Source organism: Amycolatopsis sp. (assembly GCF_036008905.1).
Lineage (GTDB): Bacteria > Actinomycetota > Actinomycetes > Mycobacteriales > Pseudonocardiaceae > Amycolatopsis.
In genome coordinates this window covers 25,443-41,064 of sequence record NZ_DASYMU010000004.1, presented here as the reverse complement: position 1 = coordinate 41,064, position 15,622 = coordinate 25,443, and the positions used below count along the sequence as shown (strand labels likewise).

The following is a 15,622-nucleotide window of genomic DNA, read 5'->3' as shown; positions in this document are numbered from 1 at the left end:
ATATGTTGCTGACGGACGTGGTAGCCGCGTCGACGGCGATCACGGCCACGCGATCGCGGAAGACGAAGATCGAAGTCATCGCCGGGGTGCTGCGCGCCGCCGACGAGCCGGAGTTGCCCGTGGTCGTGGCGTTCCTCGCCGGGCAACCGCTGCAGGGCCGCGTCGGCGCGGGCTGGCGCACCCTCGGAGACCTCGGCGCTTCCCCTGCCGAGGAGCCGTCGCTGCCGGTCGGCGCGGTCGATGTCGCACTCAGTGAACTGGCGTCAACGTCGGGATCGGGCTCGGCGAAGCGGCGCACGGAGACGCTTCAGGCGTTGTTCGGGCAAGCCACGGCGGAAGAGCAGCAATTCCTGCTCCGGCTGCTGACCGGTGAACTGCGGCAAGGCGCGCTGGAGGGCGTGATGGTCGACGCCATCGCGGCCGCGGCCGAAGTCCCCGCGGAGGCTGTGCGCCGGGCTTTCATGCTGTCCGGCGAGCTGCCGGTGACGGCGGTCGCCGCGATGACCGGCGGGGTCGAGGCGCTGGGCGCGTTCCGGATCCAGCTCGGCCGCCCGGTCCGGCCCATGCTCGCCTCGCCCGCGGAGTCGCTGGAGGAGGCGATCGGCGAGCACAAGTCCGCCATCGTCGAGTACAAGATGGACGGCGCGCGCATCCAGGTCCACCGCGACGGCGACGAGGTGCACGTCTACACGCGGACGTTGCGGGAGATCACGGGCAGCGTCGCCGAACTGGTCGAGCTCGTCCGCGCGATGCCGTGCGAATCGGTGGTGCTCGACGGCGAGACGCTCGCCCTCACCGACGACGGCCGCCCCCGCCCGTTCCAGGAGACGATGAGCCGGTTCGGCAGCACCCGCGAGGAGCAGGTCCGCGCGCTGCTGCTGCGGCCGTATTTCTTCGACTGCCTGCATCTCGACGGCGTCGACCTGCTGGACACGCCGCTGAGCGAGCGCAACGCCGCGCTGGTGAAGGTCGCGGCGGGCCATGTCATCCCCGGCGAGGTCGATCCGGAAGACCCGGCAAAGGTGCTCGCCGACGCGATGGCGGCCGGGCACGAAGGCGTGATGGTCAAGGCGCTGGATTCGCCGTACGCGGCCGGGCGGCGCGGACGGGCGTGGCTGAAGGTCAAGCCGGTGCACACGATCGATCTGGTGGTCATCGCCGCCGAATGGGGACACGGCAGGCGGACGGGCACGTTGTCGAACCTGCATCTCGGCGCGCGTGACCCTGACGGCGGCCCGCCGATCATGGTCGGCAAGACGTTCAAAGGCATGACGGACGAGCTGCTCGCCTGGCAGACGACCCGGCTCCAGGAGATCGAGACCCACCGCACCGATTGGACGGTCTACGTCCGGCCGGAGCTCGTCGTGGAGATCGAGCTCGACGGCGTTCAGACCAGCACGAGATATCCCGGCGGGATAGCGCTGCGGTTCGCGCGGGTGCTGCGCTACCGGCCGGACAAAGAAGCGGACGACGCCGACACCATCGACGCCGTCCGCTCCCTCCTCCCCCCGAGGTAAAGGACCGTCCAGCGGATGGCGCGCCCCCCTCAAGCCACGCACTGTCCGCTGGACGATCGTTGTCACGGTATTTCGGGCGCCCTACATAGCGCCTACACAGCGGCTACAGGGGTGCATACACTCCCTGAGCGCCGGACGGCCTCCGTGTAGGAGACGCAGTAGGGTCCCATTCATGACGGCGATAGTGCAGAACGTGGTCACCTCCGGCGTGTTCGAGCTCGACGGCGGTAGCTGGGAAGTCGACAACAACGTGTGGCTGGTCGGCGACGACACCGAAGTGATCGTGATCGACGCGGCGCACAACGCCGAAGCCATCGCGGACGCGATCGGCGGGCGGAAGCTCAAGGCGATCGTGAGCACCCACGGCCACAACGACCACATCAACGCCGCCCCGAAGCTGGCCAAGCTCACCGGCGCGCCGATCTTCCTGCACCCGGAGGACCGCGTGGTGTGGGACCTGACGCACCCGGACCGCGCACCGGACGAAGACCTCGCGGACGGCCAGCTCCTGACCGTCGCGGGCACCGAGTTCCAGGTCATCCACACCCCGGGCCACGCGCCGGGCGCGGTTTGCCTGTACGCCAAGCAACTCGGCGTGCTCTTCAGCGGGGACACGCTGTTCAACGGCGGCCCCGGCGCGACGGGACGGTCCTACTCGGACTATCCGACCATCCTGAAGTCCATCCAGGAGAAGCTTTTCGTGCTCCCGGACGTCACGCAGGTCCGCACCGGCCACGGCGAAGGCACCACCATCGGCGCCGAGAAGACCGGCTCCTCGGCCTGGGAAAAGCCCTAAGCGGTGGTCAGCTCAACCTTCGCCATCTGTCGACAGATGGCGTTAGTTGCGGACGCGGGGTACCGCTTGAATCAGCGCCGCAGCTTCGGCGGAACCGGCTCCGCCCGTACTTTGACCTTGGCTTCCTCCGCGAGTTCGGTCGCCCAGCGGATCAGCCCGGCGACGTCGATCTCGTACGGCGGATCGTCGCGATAAGGCTCGATGTTCTCCGCCCCGCGCTCCAGCAGGGACACCGCGCCGTTGCCGTTTCCCCTGGCCACGTGGGTGAGGCCGACGGCAAGCTGCGCCATCCCCCGCCACAGCGCGCGCTCCGGCTCGTCGGCGGACTTCCAGGCGTCTTCCAGCACTTCGTGGGCGTGGAACGGCATACCCGAGTCCAGCAGCCGCTGCGCCTCGGCCAGCGACTCGTCAGGCTCGCGCAGCATCCCCTCGGGCTGCCGCTCGACACCAGGCGCGCCATAGGGCAGGGGCCTGCCGAGCCCATCCCTGGGCCGCGAGTTGCGTGCCCGTCCCACCTCGTCACGGTCTCGGTCGGCCATGCCTTCATTGTCCCATGCAGGTAGCCTGAGTACTCGTGCGCTTTCTTGATGGGCATCGACCCGCTCACGACCTGACCTACGACGACGTGTTCCTGATACCGAACCGTTCGGACGTGGAGTCCCGCTTCGACGTCGACCTCTCCACCGTGGATGGAACCGGTGCGACGATCCCGATCGTCGTCGCCAACATGACAGCCGTCGCCGGACGGCGGATGGCGGAGACAGTCGCCAGGCGCGGCGGGCTCGTCGTGCTTCCCCAGGACGTCGACACGGCCGCGGTCGCGGAGATCGTCAGCTGGGTGAAGAGCCGTCACACCGTCTGGGACACCCCGCTCGTGCTGACCGGCGGTGACGCCGTCGCCGACGCGCTCAACCTCGTCGGCAAGCGCGCGCACGGCGCCGTCGTGGTCGTGGACGCCGAGGGCAGGCCCGTCGGCATCGTCGACGAAGCGGCCTGCGCCGGTGTCGACCGCTTCGCGCGGCTTAGCGACGTAGCCGCGCCCTCGCTCGTCACGGTCCCGATCGACACGCCGCCGCGCAAGGTGTTCGAGCTGCTGCACGACCACGGCAGCCGGATCGCGCTCGGCGTCGACGAAAACGGCAGGCTGGCCGGCGTGCTGACCAGTGTCGGCGCGCTGCGGGCCGAGATCTACACCCCGGCCGTCGACGCGAACGGCAGTCTCCGGGTCGCGGGCGCCGTCGGCGTCAACGGCGATGTGGCCGCGAAGGCCGACGCGCTGCTCAAGGCGGGCGTCGATGTGCTCGTGGTCGACACCGCGCACGGCCACCAGGAGAAGATGCTCGCCGCGCTGAAGGCGGTCCGCTCGGTCTCGCCGCTCGTCCCGATCGTCGCCGGGAACGTCGTGACCGCCGAAGGCACGCGCGACCTCATCCACGCCGGCGCGGACGTGATCAAGGTCGGCGTCGGGCCCGGCGCGATGTGCACCACCCGGATGATGACCGGCGTCGGCCGCCCGCAGTTCTCCGCGGTCGCCGAATGCGCCGCCGCCGCGCGTGAACTCGGCAAGCACGTCTGGGCCGACGGCGGTATCCGCCACCCCCGCGACGTCGCGCTGGCTTTGGCCGCCGGCGCGTCGGCCGCGATGGTCGGCTCCTGGTTCGCCGGGACCCACGAATCCCCCGGTGACCTGCGCTACGACGAGCAGGGACGGCCGTACAAGGAGTCGTTCGGGATGGCGTCGAAGCGCGCTGTCGGCGCCCGTACACGGACCGACAACGTCTACGACCGCGCCCGGAAGGCGCTGTTCGAAGAGGGCATCTCCGCGTCGCGGATGGCGCTCGACCCGGCGCGGCCCGGTGTCGAGGACCTGCTCGACTCGATCGGCTCCGGCGTCCGCTCGGCCTGCACCTACGCGGGTGCGCGATCGCTCGAAGAGTTCCACGAGCGCGCTGTGCTCGGCGTCCAGTCCGCCGCCGGCTTCGCCGAAGGCCGCCCGCTCCCCGCTGGCTGGTAGTCCCTAACGCGCTATGAACGGACCTTTCCTTGCGTTTCTCGCAAGGAAAGGTCCGTTCATAGCACTTTGTACCTACGCCCCGTGGTCCTCCAGCATCTCGGTGACCAGCGCGGCGATCGGGGAGCGCTCCGAACGCGTCAGCGTGACGTGTGCGAAGAGCGGATGCCCCTTCAACTTCTCGATGACGGCGGAAACGCCGTCATGCCTGCCGACCCGCAGGTTGTCCCGTTGCGCGACGTCGTGGGTGAGGACCACCCGTGACGCCGTGCCGAGCCGCGACAACACGGTGAGCAGGACGTTGCGTTCCAGTGACTGCGCCTCGTCCACGATCACGAAGGTGTCGTGGAGCGAGCGTCCTCGGATGTGCGTCAGGGGCAGCACCTCGAGCATGCCCCGGTCGAACACCTCGTCGAGCACGTCCTGGCTGACCATCGCGCCGAGCGTGTCGAACACGGCCTGCGCCCAGGGCGCCATCTTCTCGCTCTCGGAGCCGGGGAGATAGCCGATGTCCTGCCCGCCGACCGCGTACACCGGCCGGAACACGACGACCTTGCGGTGCGCCCGCTTCTCCATCACCGATTCGAGGCCCGCGCACAGCGCCAGCGCCGACTTCCCGGTGCCCGCCCGTCCGCCGAGCGACACGATGCCGACGTCGGAGTCGAGCAGCAGGTCGAGAGCGACCCGCTGTTCGGCCGAACGCCCGTGCAGCCCGAAGGCCTCCTTGTCGCCCCGGACCAGCCGGATGCGCTTGTCGGCCGTGACCCGCCCCAACGCGCTGGAACTGCCCGCGAGCAGCCGCAGCCCGGTGTGGCACGGCATCTCGCTGACGTGGTCGAGCCCGTAGTCGAGCGGATCGATGGAACTGGCCTGGAACAGCGCGTCGATGACGGGCTGGGGAACGTCCACGTCGGCCATGCCGGTCCAGCCGGACGGCGTGACCTCCTGGGCGCGGTATTCGTCGGCGTCCAACCCGACGGCACCGGCCTTGACCCGCAGCGGGATGTCCTTCGTGACCAGCGTGACCCCGGGGCGTTCCACCGCGAGGTTCAGCGCACAGGCGAGGATCCGGTGGTCGTTCGAATCCGTCCGGAACCCGGCTGGCAACACCGTCGGGTCCGAATGGTTCAACTCGACCTGGATGGTCCCGCCGCTGTCGCCGATGGGGATCGGCGCGTCGAGCCTGCCGTGCTGCCGGCGCAGGTCATCGAGCATACGAAGGGCTTCACGGGCAAACCAGCCCAGTTCGGGGTGATGGCGTTTCGCCTCCAGTTCACTGATCACGACCAGCGGAAGGATGACGGCGTGTTCGGCGAAACGAGTCACCGACCACGGGTCCGAAAGCAACACCGATGTGTCGAGCACATAGGTGAGCCGCTGGGATTCGGGCGAGATCGAGGCTTTCTCAGTGCCAGAGGCACCGGTCGAAGAGTGGCCAGAGGCCTGACGGGGTGAACGCTGCGCAGTCACGACGGCATCTCCCTCGTGGGCGTGGCACCACACGCCCGCACTCGCTGGGCCGGGCATCCTCCCTGGCTGGTCCGCTCTGGCTGACGCTGGTGCGTCAACTCACGCGGCCATTAGGGCCGGGTGCCGGCCCACTCGTGAGTCTCGTGGACGATTCAACGTCCGTTCAACTGCAGCCACGACCAGGGCCTCCCGTGAGGGCCCGCATGGGATCGCGCACCCTCACTTCGGAAGTTACCTGCGGATGGCCGATCGTGCCTGCTGCCACTCAGGTGATTCCCCAATTCGTCACCTCACGGTTAGTCGCCATACATAACTTTGAGGGGAGTGATCACTCAGAGTGACCTTCCCTGAGAGGTCACCCGACCCGGGAACACCCGTTCGATCCACGTCATTGTTTCCGACCACTAATTGCGACAAAGATCGCCAAAAACGCGTTGTACCACGGGCTATTGGAGTATGCAGGATAGCGCCGGGACAATGAACCTGTCCGAGTGAAGAAGGCCATTGTCGACTCACACAATGGGGTCACAGGACGATCACAGAAGCACAAATGAGAGTAATTTTCGTGGTGCGGGACACACCACCGGAACCTCGGTGGCCCGGGACCCCCGAAGCTCGAACAAGGAGAGTACACAGTGCTGAAGAAGGCTGGATTTGTCGCCGCTACCGCCGTTGGCCTCATGATGGTCGGCGGCACCGCTTTCGCCGCCCCGGCGGCCACGAGTGCACCCGCCCCGCGCGGTGATGACTTCTCGTTCATCGACGCTTTCAACCAGTTCAACGAGGGTGGCGGCGCGCTCGGCTATGGTGCCGCATCGCTGGTTTCCGGTGCCTACGCCGGTATCGCCACGACCCCGGCGCTGATCCTTCACTCGCTGCACCACTAGAGCAGTACCGCCGAAGGGCCCGGAGCTTCCGCTCCGGGCCCTTCGGCATGTCAGCGTCTTTTCCTCAGCGTCCCAGGCGGCGATGCCGCACGGCGTAGTCACGCATGGCCCGCAGGAAGTCGACCCGGCGGAAAGCCGGCCAATAAGCCTCGGTGAACCAGAATTCCGAATGCGCGGACTGCCACAGCAGGAATCCGGAAAGCCGCTGCTCGCCCGAAGTACGGATAATCAGATCCGGATCCGGCTGGCCCGAGGTGTACAAATGCTCTGAAATGTGGTCGACGTCCAGGATTTTCGCCAGTTCCTGGATCGAAGTTCCCTCATCGGCCTGTTGCTGAAGCAGTTTTTTCACCGCGTCGGCAATTTCCTGACGGCCGCCGTAGCCGACAGCTACGTTGACCTCCATCCCGATGCGGCCTTCTGTCCGTTTTTCGGCCGCCGTCAGCTGGGTGGCGATCTCACCAGGTAGGAGATCGAGCGCGCCGACGATCCGCAGCTGCCAGCCGGTCTCCGGCCGCGCCAGCTCGTCGACGACGCCGACGATGATTTCGAGGAGCGCTTCGACCTCCTCGCTGGCGCGATTGAGGTTGTCAGTGGACAAAAGCCACATAGTGACCACCTCGACCTCGGCCTCGCGGCACCAGCTGAGGAAGTCGGCGATCTTCTTGGCACCCACACGGTGCCCGTCACTTACGTCGATGAAGCCGACTTCGCGCGCCCAACGACGATTGCCGTCGAGCATGATCGCGATGTGGCGCGGATGTCGGCCCTTGGCCTGCTGGATCAACCGCCGGCCATAGGCGCTGTAGACAACGTCGGAGAGGAAGGAGCGAACACTCACGTCCAGGGAGCGTACGCACTCGCTCCGAGACGTGTGACTCGCCACGAGCAGTGGCGGAAAACCTACGGTCCCGTAACCTGGAAAAGTGAGCGTAGAGACCGAACCCCCCTCCGGCCCCACGCCCGCGGCGGTGGACACACGCCCCCGGCTCCGAGGCCACCTGCACTTCTGGTCGTTCTTCGGCGCACTCGCCGGCGCGGCCGCTCTGATCAGCCTGGCCGCATCGACGGTTTCGGCCACGGCCGCCCTCGCGACGTCGGTCTACGGCCTGACCGTGCTCGGGCTGTTCGGCGTCAGCGCGCTGTACCACCGGCGTATCTGGAGCCCCAAGGCCTACAAGTGGATGAAGCGCGCCGACCACTCGATGATCTTCCTGTTCATCGCCGGCACGTACACCCCGTTCACGCTGCTCGCGATGTCCCAGCCGACCGGCTACATCGTGCTGGCCGTCGTCTGGGGCGGCGCCATCGCCGGGGTCGCGCTGAAGATGCTCTGGCCGCACGCCCCACGCTGGCTCGGCGTCCCGATCTACATCGCACTGGGCTGGGTCGCCGTCTTCGTCCTGCCCGAGATGGCCGCCCACGCGGGCATCGCCACCGTCGTCCTCCTCGGCGTCGGCGGCCTCTTCTACACCGTCGGCGCCATTTTCTACGCCACGCGCTGGCCCAACTTCTGGCCGGACACCTTCGGCTACCACGAGGTCTTCCACGCCTTCACCATCCTAGCCGCGACCAGCCACTACGTCGCCATCTGGCTGGCCATGTACTCCTAGCTGGCTTGCCCCGACCTGATCTGTTCGGTCAAGGCCTCGACTTTGCGGCGCTCGTACTCGACCCAGTACAAGATCTCGTGATGGTGCGCCCGGTCGATGTCCGCCACGCTCTCGTACAGGCGCTTGTTGTCCTGATGGAACTTGCGCTGCACCACCAACGTCGACTCCACCGGCGGCCGTCGCCGCAACACATCGCTGTGCGCCTGCCTCAACGTCTGCACGCTCCCCATGCCGGTCATTGCGGTGATGGCTCTTGGTCGGGGAGGTCGGAGACCACAACGAAGTGCCGGTAGTACTCAGACTCGGCTTGCGGGTCGAGGATGTCGGCCATGTTGTCCAGCGAGTCGCGCAGCTCGCGCAGAAACCCCAGGAAGTGTGGCCACTCCGCCCTGTTGTGCGGCGGGCCGATCTCCACCCGGTCAGGATCGAGGTAGATCACCACGGTCGGATGATGCTGGATACGGCCCAGGAACTGCACGGCCGCGACCGCGCTCCTGCCTGGCACACATGTTGCGGTGAATGTCATTCTCGCCTCTCTTCGTAGTGCGAGCGCATTTGGCGACCACTCCACGAGAATCGGCCAGATGACTGTCCCCCCACGACGCCATGATCGTCTCGTCTGCGACTTCCAGCACTCAGATTGTCTCGTCTTGTCTCATCGCGATTGCTAGATTGGTCCCATGATCGACAAAGGTCCCGCTAGCGGCGCCGCCAAACAGATCGTCTTGAAGGCGCTACTGCGGCAGCGGCACCTTCAGAGCTACAGCTCGTTCATACGCGAGTACAACCGAGTCGCAGGGCGCGTCGACAAAGCGTTCAAGGGGCACGGCCCAAGCAAGGCCCAGTACTACCGGTGGCTGTCCGGAGAACTCGTCGGACTCCCCTACTCCGACCACTGCCTCATCCTGGAAGCGATGTTCCCGGACTGGAAGGTCGAGCAGCTATTCGAGTTCCATACCGGTGGCACCGAGGTCGCACCGGACCCGCCAGAATCGGCAATGCGTATCACCAGCCCATCCGTCGCGACTTCAAGCGTGACGCCGCATGAGATGGTCGCGCTCTACAGCCATCGGGCAGACACACCGAAAAAACTATGGATGAATCTACTGGCGGGAGCCACGGAACGCATTGACCTATTCGCCAACGCGAGTCTTTTCCTACCGGAAGAGAACCCCGAGGCAATACGAATCCTCAAGGAAAAAGCTCGCAACGGCGTGAAGATACGGATTTTGCTGGGCGATCCCGAAGATCCCGCCATAAGCCTCCGAGGCCGCGAGGAGCGCCTATTCGAGCAAATCCCAGGACGCATCCGGATGGCCTTGGCGTACTACCGCCCCCTGGTCGGCCTGGACGGAATAGAATTCCGCCTACATGGCACCTCGCTGTACAACTCGATATTCCGCTACGACAATCAGATGCTCGTGAATCAGCACATCTATGGCATGTACGGATACATCGCACCGATCTTGCATCTGCGAAAGCAGCCCAACTGCGACCTGTTCGACACATACATGCGAAGTCTCGATCTCGTCTGGAAAGAAGAGTCCCATGACATTCAAGACAGTGGGTCGGACCAAGGACGACTAGCCCACTCCTCCAGCAAGACGGAGCTTCAGTAGTACATCGAGGAAGTGGTCGAGGTCGGCCACGTCATCCAAGACGACGTCCGCTCCAGCCTCGGCGAGCTGGTCCGTGCTATAGACGCCTGTGGCCACAGCGATGATCTTCGCGCCACCGTCGTGCGCAGCTTTGACATCCAGCAAGGTATCGCCGATCAGTACCGTGGACTGCGCGTCGAACGACTTCCCGTACTTCCGCTCGACCTTCTTCTGAGATGCCGCGACAAGGTTCGACCGTATCGCGTCATCCGAACCGAATCCGCCAACGTTCAGGTCAACCCACTTATCCAGATCGAAAGGCGCCAATTTTGCCTTCGCATTCGGCGCGATGTTCCCGGTAAGGACGGACTGGACGACCTGTGGAGCCGAGAACAAAACAGCAAGCGCGTCGAGAATTCCCGGAAGCACGTAGCCGAGACGAGGAAGGTCAGGAGCGTTCTGTCGCATCGCTTGAACAAGAAAGTCCTGAAACTGCGAAATATCGACATACCGATTGACGTTGACCGAGTTCGCCGCCAACAGTTCGCGCATGATCTGGAAGTCCGTACGCCCGTCCGTAGCCGGGCGAACAACAGGCGGACGCCCGATCAACAGCTCGAACGCGGTCGCATACATCGCCTTGCTCACGCCGCCGTTCTCAATGAGCGTGTGGTCGACATCCCACAGGACAAGCGTTTCCGGAAGCTGGGCGACAACGCTTGCCGACGTAACGGTCATGGTCGCCATCGTCTCATGCACCCCGTGCCAGTCGAGGAGTCGCGAGTTCGTAACAGTGTTATTAATGGGAAGGTCAAAAGGTGTCGTCGCTCGGGAGCGACGTGTCGCACTGTGGTGGGAAAGTGCCCCTCGGTTAGTGGTGGAGGTAGTGAAGGCCTCCTTCACGGCGTCTGACGCTGCGAAGGTGGCCTTCACGGCGTGCGGGGGCGATCCTGCCGGGCGTTTCCGGTGGTCAGGGGTCGTGAGTGGCAACACGTGTTAGAACACTCGTAGCCACTCACGAGCCACCCACCCAACCGCACCTCACGACGCCAGGCGCCCAAAGGCCGCTCAACGGAGCATGGGGGCGGCTAGGAACTGGTCGGGGATGGCGAAGGCGTCGACGAGGGTTCGCGCGTGGGGGCGCAGGAGTTTGCACAGGTCGTTGACGGCGGCGATGACGGCTTTGGAGCGATTCGACGTCAGGCGGCCGTGTTCCAGGAACCACGCGCGCTCGGCTTCGACGTTCGAGAGGACGTAGAGGTCGCAGACGCGTTCAAGCAGGGCCTTGGCGTCGGCGTCCTCGCAGCGGGAGATGGCTTCGACGAAGGCTTCCAGGACAACGCGGTGGATGTGGGCGCGGCCGGCTTGCAGGACGTGGTCTTGGGCGTCGTTGAACACGTCGAAGGCGTCTACGTGCGGCGAGGTGGCTCGACGTAGACGGCTGGCGACGCCTTCGAGCAGGTGTTCTTCGCGGTCCTGGAAGAGGCTCAGCTGCCACGCGCGGTCGTAGATGGCGCGTTCGTCGTCGCTGAAGCGGTCGATCACCTTGCGGGCGGCGGTCTTTTCGATGACGTTGCCGACGAGCTGCTCCGCGACGAAACGGGCCGTCGCGAGCGGGCTCAGGTCTTCGAAGTGTTCCTTGTAGCTGGTCAGCAGGCTCTTCGCGACCAGTTGCAGCAAGACCGTGTTGTCGCCTTCGAACGTCGTGAAGACGTCGGTGTCGGCCTTCAGCCCGGCCAGGATGTTTTCCGACAGGTAGCCCGAGCCGCCGCAGGCTTCGCGAGCAGTCTGGATTGTCGCGGTGGCGTGCCAGGTGGCGACGGCTTTGATGCCCGCGGCCCGGGATTCGAGTTCGCGCTGGGCTTCTTCTGGGCCTTCGCCGATGTCGTTCAGGGTGCTGACCAGGCCTTCTTGGGCGAAGTGCAGCGCGTACGACGTCGCCAGCGCGGGGAGCAGTTTGCGTTGGTGCGCCAGGTAATCCAGCAGGACGACCTCGTCGCCGTCCGGCCTCGCGAACTGGCGGCGGACTTCGGCGTAGCGGACGGCGATGACCAGCGCGCGTTTCGTGGCGCTGCCCGCGCTTCCGGCGACACTCACGCGGCCGCGGATCAGGGTGCCGAGCATGGTGAAGAACCGCCGGCCGTCGCTTTCGATCGGGCTCGAGTACGAGCCGTCGGGCGCGACGTCGCCGAAGCGGTTCAACAACGCTTCGCGCGGGATGCGGACCTGGGAGAACGAGATGCGGCCGTTGTCGACGCCGTTCAGGCCTGCTTTCCGGCCGCAGTCTTCAATGGTGACGCCCGGCGCAGGAGCGCCATCCGCGGAACGGATCGGGACCATGAAGGCGTGGACGCCGCGGCCTTCGCCGTCGGTGATGAGCTGGGCGAACACGACGGCCATGTGCCCGTCACGCGCCGCGTTGCCGATGTATTCCTTGGTGGCGCCCGGATCCGGGGTGTCGACGACGAATTCCCGCGTCGCCGGATCGTAAGTCGCGGTGGTGTGCAAGTGCTGCACGTCCGAGCCGTGGCCGTGTTCGGTCATCGCGAAGCAGCCGAGCAAATCGAGGTCCATGATCCGGCGCAAGTACTTGGTGTGATGCCGTTCCGTGCCGAGCAGTTGCACGGCACCGCCGAACAGTCCCCATTGGACACCGGCCTTGACCATCAGCGAAAGATCGCCGTACCCGAGCATTTCGAACGACGTGATCGAGCCGCCGACGTCGTCCGAGCCGCCGTACTCGCTCGCGAAACCCAGCGCCGGGCGGCCCGTCGCGGCCAACTCGCCGAGCTGCTCAAGGACCTGCGCGCGATGCGCTTCGATATCCAAATCCGTGTGGTCACGGAACTTTTCGGTCGCCATCTGCTCGCGCACGCCGCGGCGCAACTCGGCCCAGCGTCCGTCGAGGACGGCGGTGACCTCGTCCGGGTCCACCTTGGCTGGCATCGACGGCAGATCCACGGCTCCTCCAAACAGGCTGGCTACTCGTTAGTAGCCAGCCTGCACCACGCCCAAACACCTTGCAGCGTGAGCCCGAGTGATGTTTTTAACCCAGGTCGGGGCCCTTGGCGCGCAGGTCGTCGACCTTGCTCATGGCCTCCCGCAGCTCACCCAGCCACTCCTCGGCGTGCTCGCCGACCAGGCGTACGGCCCACGCGAGCGCTTCCGAGCGTGAGCGCGCGACGCCGGAGTCGACAAGGGTGTCGAGCACCAGGCGTTCCGGCTGGCGGAGCCTGGTCATGACCGGCGCCGACAACGTCGTGAAGAGCTCCTCGGTGCCGCCGATTTTCGCGCCCCAGGCGACTTTGCGCTGGTAGCGGTGTTCCGCCTGGCGCGCGATTTCGATGCGCGCGTCGCGGGTGTCCTCACGGAACCGGCTGATCCGGCCCGTTTCGGCCGCGGCGCGCGCGGCGTCGTCGGCGTACTCGTCGGTGAGCGCCGGCAGTTCGCCGACGATCACGATCTCTTCGCGGTCGATCGTGACGTCAGGCGCCCCGACGAACCACTCGTCGGGCAGCCTGCCGCCCAGCCACGCCGGAGCGTCGTCCGCTGCGGGGGCCTCGCTCTGCTGCCAGCCGCCTCGGCCTTTCCATCCACGTCCCATTTGACCCACCGCCCAAGAGTGTTGCTTACTTGATTACAACACTACGAACGCTACGCCGGTAGCGACCGTTTCAGTGGCCTGTTCTCCCCCAGCGGAACCGGCTCAGCGGGGCGTGAGCTGCACGATGAGGCCTTCGGGGACGGTGGTGGGCCGCTCGCAGACATAGCCGCGACACACGTAAGCCGTCGAAATGCCGTCGACGAGCGGGCGGTCCGCGAGCAGCGGGACACCTGCCGCGTCGGGCTCACCGGCGACGACAACACCGCCGCCGTGCATGTGCCACACAGCCAGCGCCTTCAGCTTGTTCCGCGCGGGGTCCTCCGGTCCGACGATGGCGGCCTGGATCGGCCCCATCTGTGCCGCCTCCGCCACGGTCAGCCAGTGCCCGGCGAACCGCGGCGCCTTCGCGGCGAGCAGCCCGACGCGGGTCAGCGCCTGCTCGGCCGCCTCCCGGTAGCGCGCCGCCTTGTCCGCTCCGACCAGCACCGACGCGGTAAGCAGTGCGCCCGCCAACGCCGACGCACCCGACGGGCTCGCGTTGTCGGTCGGGTCGGAAGGCCGCTGTACCAACGTTTCCGCGTCGTCGGCGGTGTCGTGGTACGCGCCGATGGCGCCGTCGACGGCGAACCGAGCCAGCGCGACGTCGAGCAGTGCCGAGGCTTCGGTCAGCCACCGCGGCTCACCGGTCGCCTGGTGCAGCGCGAGCAGGCCGTCCGCGAGGCACGCGTAGTCCTCCAGCACGCCCGCGGCCGCCCCGACGACGCCGTCGCGTGAGCTGCGGCGAAGACGTCCGTCCACGATGTGCTCGCGCAGCAGGAAATCAGCGGCGGCAGCAGCGGCGTCGATCCACTGTGGACGATTCAGCGCAACTCCGGCTTCGGCCAGCGCGGTGATGGCCAAGCCGTTCCAGGCCACGATCACCTTGTCGTCACGAGCGGGCTGCGGGCGCGTGTCGCGGACGGCCAGCAGGGCCGCACAAACCCTTTGGTAGCGCGCGAAATCCTCAGGATCGTGGAGCAGCTGCAACGTCGAGGCGCCATCCTCGAACGTGCCCTTTTCGGTCACCTCGAAGAGCTGCGCCGCCCAAGCGCCGTCCTCTTCGCCGAGCGCGTCGACGAGCTGGGCGGGCGTCCAGACGTAGGTCAGGCCTTCGACGCCGTCCGTGTCCGCGTCGAGCGACGCCGCGAAGCCACCCTCGGCCGTGCCCAGGTCCCTGAGCAGGAAATCACCGGTACGGATCGCCGTCTCCAACGCCAGCGACGAGCTCGTCACACGGGCGAGGTGCGCGTACAACCGAAGCAGCAAAGCGTTGTCGTACAACATCTTCTCGAAATGCGGCACCACCCAGCGCGCGTCGACGGAGTACCGGGCGAAACCCCCGGCGAGCTGATCCGCGATCCCGCCGCGGGCCATCGCCTCGGCCGAAGATTCCACAAGGGACAGTGCCTCCGTGGAGAACGTCCGCTCGTGGTGGCGGAGCAGGAACTCCAGCACCATGGACGGCGGGAACTTCGGCGCGCGGCCGAAACCGCCGTTCACCGAGTCGAATTCGTCGTGAAGCTTTACGACGAGATCCTCAAGCACTTCGTCGTCCACAACGGACTGGGCGAGCGGTCCGGTCTTCTCGTTCAGGTGCGCGATGATCTGGGCCGCACCCTCACGAAGTTCGTCCGGGCGGGACGTCCAGGCCTCGGAAACCGCCACCAGCAGCTGCGAGAACGACGGCATGCCCTGGCGCGGCGTCGGCGGGTAGTAGGTGCCGCAATGGAACGGCTCGCCTTCCGGGGTCAGGAAACACGTCATCGGCCAGCCGCCCTGCCCGGTCATCGCCTGCGTCGCCGCCATGTAGACGGAGTCGATGTCCGGCCGTTCCTCGCGGTCCACCTTGATGTTCACGAAATTCGCGTTCATCAGGGTCGCGGTGCCCTTGTCCTCGAACGACTCGTGCGCCATCACGTGACACCAGTGGCAGGCCGCGTAACCGACGGACAGCAGGATCGGGACGTTGCGGCGCTTGGCCTCCGCGAGCGCCTCCTCGCCCCACTGCCACCAGTCGACGGGGTTCTCCGCGTGCTGCTGGAGATAAGGGCTGGTGGCGGACGCGAGTCGATTCGACATGACTCAAG

General features: G+C 66.4%; 15 protein-coding genes. 6 read left to right on the top strand and 9 right to left on the bottom strand.

The window, feature by feature from the left end; genetic code table 11:
• The first annotated feature begins 2 nt into the window (after positions 1 to 2).
• Positions 3 to 1,517: an ATP-dependent DNA ligase gene (locus VGP60_RS00420; RefSeq protein ID WP_327545777.1), complete on the top strand. Its 1,515-nt coding sequence runs from the start codon at positions 3 to 5 to the stop codon at positions 1,515 to 1,517.
• A 172-nt stretch (positions 1,518 to 1,689) separates the two neighbouring features.
• A complete protein-coding gene (locus tag VGP60_RS00415; protein WP_327545776.1) occupies positions 1,690 to 2,313 on the top strand; it encodes an MBL fold metallo-hydrolase in 624 nt (207 codons plus the stop codon).
• Between the two features lie 71 nt (positions 2,314 to 2,384).
• Here the strand turns inward: VGP60_RS00415 and VGP60_RS00410 are convergent, their stop codons facing one another.
• Positions 2,385 to 2,852 (bottom strand): DUF309 domain-containing protein, encoded by a 468-nt coding sequence (locus VGP60_RS00410; protein ID WP_327545775.1) that lies wholly within the window; start codon positions 2,850 to 2,852, stop codon positions 2,385 to 2,387.
• Positions 2,853 to 2,887: 35 nt separating this feature from the next.
• Between VGP60_RS00410 and VGP60_RS00405 the strand changes: the two genes are divergently transcribed.
• Complete coding sequence (locus VGP60_RS00405) at positions 2,888 to 4,327, top strand: GuaB1 family IMP dehydrogenase-related protein (RefSeq protein WP_327545774.1); 1,440 nt, start codon at positions 2,888 to 2,890, stop codon at positions 4,325 to 4,327.
• Between the two features lie 72 nt (positions 4,328 to 4,399).
• Here the strand turns inward: VGP60_RS00405 and VGP60_RS00400 are convergent, their stop codons facing one another.
• Positions 4,400 to 5,689 (bottom strand): PhoH family protein, encoded by a 1,290-nt coding sequence (locus VGP60_RS00400; protein WP_414640260.1) that lies wholly within the window; start codon positions 5,687 to 5,689, stop codon positions 4,400 to 4,402.
• A gap of 740 nt (positions 5,690 to 6,429) precedes the next feature.
• Here VGP60_RS00400 and VGP60_RS00395 point away from each other — a divergent pair.
• A complete protein-coding gene (locus VGP60_RS00395) occupies positions 6,430 to 6,681 on the top strand; it encodes a hypothetical protein (RefSeq protein ID WP_327545772.1) in 252 nt (83 codons plus the stop codon).
• 64 nt (positions 6,682 to 6,745) lie between these two features.
• Here VGP60_RS00395 and VGP60_RS00390 read toward each other — a convergent pair whose 3' ends face one another.
• On the bottom strand, positions 6,746 to 7,522 hold the full coding sequence (locus tag VGP60_RS00390) for an isoprenyl transferase (RefSeq protein ID WP_327545771.1): 777 nt from the start codon (positions 7,520 to 7,522) through the stop codon (positions 6,746 to 6,748).
• A gap of 130 nt (positions 7,523 to 7,652) precedes the next feature.
• On the opposite strand from VGP60_RS00390, the gene trhA reads away from it, so the two are divergent.
• Positions 7,653 to 8,294, top strand: coding sequence for a PAQR family membrane homeostasis protein TrhA (trhA, locus tag VGP60_RS00385; RefSeq protein ID WP_327545790.1), 642 nt, complete (start codon positions 7,653 to 7,655; stop codon positions 8,292 to 8,294).
• Here trhA and VGP60_RS00380 read toward each other — a convergent pair.
• Both VGP60_RS00380 and VGP60_RS00375 read right to left on the bottom strand, forming a co-directional pair.
• Positions 8,291 to 8,524, bottom strand: coding sequence for an AMED_5909 family protein (locus tag VGP60_RS00380; protein ID WP_327545770.1), 234 nt, complete (start codon positions 8,522 to 8,524; stop codon positions 8,291 to 8,293). The genes trhA and VGP60_RS00380 overlap by 4 nt on opposite strands.
• 5 nt (positions 8,525 to 8,529) lie before the next feature.
• Positions 8,530 to 8,772 (bottom strand): hypothetical protein, encoded by a 243-nt coding sequence (locus tag VGP60_RS00375; RefSeq protein WP_327545769.1) that lies wholly within the window; start codon positions 8,770 to 8,772, stop codon positions 8,530 to 8,532.
• A 202-nt stretch (positions 8,773 to 8,974) separates the two neighbouring features.
• On the opposite strand from VGP60_RS00375, the gene VGP60_RS00370 reads away from it, so the two are divergent.
• Complete coding sequence (locus tag VGP60_RS00370; RefSeq protein ID WP_327545768.1) at positions 8,975 to 9,913, top strand: hypothetical protein; 939 nt, start codon at positions 8,975 to 8,977, stop codon at positions 9,911 to 9,913.
• Here VGP60_RS00370 and VGP60_RS00365 read toward each other — a convergent pair.
• From VGP60_RS00365 to VGP60_RS00350, 4 genes are all read right to left on the bottom strand, one after another.
• Complete coding sequence (locus VGP60_RS00365) at positions 9,878 to 10,639, bottom strand: HAD family hydrolase (protein ID WP_327545767.1); 762 nt, start codon at positions 10,637 to 10,639, stop codon at positions 9,878 to 9,880. The two genes, VGP60_RS00370 and VGP60_RS00365, sit on opposite strands and share 36 nt — an antisense overlap.
• Before the next feature lie 321 nt (positions 10,640 to 10,960).
• Entirely contained in the window at positions 10,961 to 12,853 is a 1,893-nt protein-coding gene (locus VGP60_RS00360; protein WP_327545766.1) for an acyl-CoA dehydrogenase, read from the bottom strand.
• Positions 12,854 to 12,938: 85 nt separating this feature from the next.
• Positions 12,939 to 13,496 (bottom strand): hypothetical protein, encoded by a 558-nt coding sequence (locus VGP60_RS00355; protein ID WP_327545765.1) that lies wholly within the window; start codon positions 13,494 to 13,496, stop codon positions 12,939 to 12,941.
• A gap of 102 nt (positions 13,497 to 13,598) precedes the next feature.
• Positions 13,599 to 15,614: a thioredoxin domain-containing protein gene (locus VGP60_RS00350; RefSeq protein ID WP_327545764.1), complete on the bottom strand. Its 2,016-nt coding sequence runs from the start codon at positions 15,612 to 15,614 to the stop codon at positions 13,599 to 13,601.
• Between the last annotated feature and the right edge of the window lie 8 nt (positions 15,615 to 15,622).

Bases quoted from the DNA above. Each gene is read 5' to 3' on its own strand.
- VGP60_RS00410 (WP_327545775.1), bottom strand. From the start codon at position 2,852: ATGGCCGACCGAGACCGTGACGAGGTGGGACGGGCACGCAACTCGCGG.
- VGP60_RS00355 (WP_327545765.1), bottom strand. From the start codon at position 13,496: ATGGGACGTGGATGGAAAGGCCGAGGCGGCTGGCAGCAGAGCGAGGCC.
- VGP60_RS00420 (WP_327545777.1), top strand. From the start codon at position 3: ATGTTGCTGACGGACGTGGTAGCCGCGTCGACGGCGATCACGGCCACG.
- VGP60_RS00350 (WP_327545764.1), bottom strand. From the start codon at position 15,614: ATGTCGAATCGACTCGCGTCCGCCACCAGCCCTTATCTCCAGCAGCAC.
- VGP60_RS00365 (WP_327545767.1), bottom strand. From the start codon at position 10,639: ATGGCGACCATGACCGTTACGTCGGCAAGCGTTGTCGCCCAGCTTCCG.
- VGP60_RS00370 (WP_327545768.1), top strand. From the start codon at position 8,975: ATGATCGACAAAGGTCCCGCTAGCGGCGCCGCCAAACAGATCGTCTTG.
- VGP60_RS00415 (WP_327545776.1), top strand. From the start codon at position 1,690: ATGACGGCGATAGTGCAGAACGTGGTCACCTCCGGCGTGTTCGAGCTC.
- VGP60_RS00380 (WP_327545770.1), bottom strand. From the start codon at position 8,524: ATGGGGAGCGTGCAGACGTTGAGGCAGGCGCACAGCGATGTGTTGCGG.